The organism is Aeromonas lacus (assembly GCF_000764665.1).
GTDB lineage: Bacteria > Pseudomonadota > Gammaproteobacteria > Enterobacterales > Aeromonadaceae > Aeromonas > Aeromonas lacus.
The window spans coordinates 1-715 of the sequence record NZ_JRGM01000093.1 but is presented as its reverse complement, the minus strand read 5'-3'; the positions used below and the strand labels follow the sequence as shown (position 1 = coordinate 715).

Genomic DNA, 715 nt, shown 5'->3' with positions numbered 1-715 from the left:
CATTGTAGGAGTTCGAATCGGCGTGGGCAAACAAGAAAAATTGCACCGTTCAGATTAGTTTATCTAATTTATTTTTTGATTGGTTTGGCTCGCATGAGTATGCATTTTTAGCAGTATTAAATTGAGTTTTTCAGAGCGGGAGTCAGTTGCGAATAACATGAGAAAAAGAAGCTTGGCTCCATTTTTAAAATTAAATGAAGGTATTGTTGGATAAATAATTAAATTGATTTAAATCAATAAATTACGTTTTTTGTTATTCTGTGATCTGACTCATGTCATCAGACGTTAAATAGTTTAAAAATGCCTTTTGCGGCCATCTTTTGCGGGTGCTTTTACATTGATTTCAATCAAATAAAGGTGATATAAAACCACAGTCATCATGGGCGAGAATAAATTTCAGCTGGTTGTTTTGTAAATGTTAAACATTAGCTTTCTTTGTTCTCAGTTATTGCCTTGTTGTTAATGCTGGTTGTTAGTAATGGGGTTTTGTTGTGAGAGCTCATGGCGGGACCCATTTGATGGCCATCAACGGAAGCTTTGTCCTAAAACTTAAAATAGCCGTGCCAATAATCGGTGAGGAAACATCATGATTGCTGAGCATGTGGTAGACCTATCGCGGTTCCAGTTCGCTGCGACGGCCCTTTATCACTTCTTGTTTGTACCCCTGACGCTGGGAATGGCCTTTCTCCTGGCGATCATGGAATCTGTCTATGTG

1 protein-coding gene is annotated in these 715 nt (G+C 38.3%); it reads left to right on the top strand.

Going from position 1 to position 715, the window contains the following annotated elements; all coding sequences use genetic code 11:
- Nucleotides 1–586: 586 nt before the first annotated feature.
- The coding region (locus tag LG31_RS20395; RefSeq protein WP_152598349.1) for a cytochrome ubiquinol oxidase subunit I at nucleotides 587–715 on the top strand (129 nt) is incomplete at its 3' end.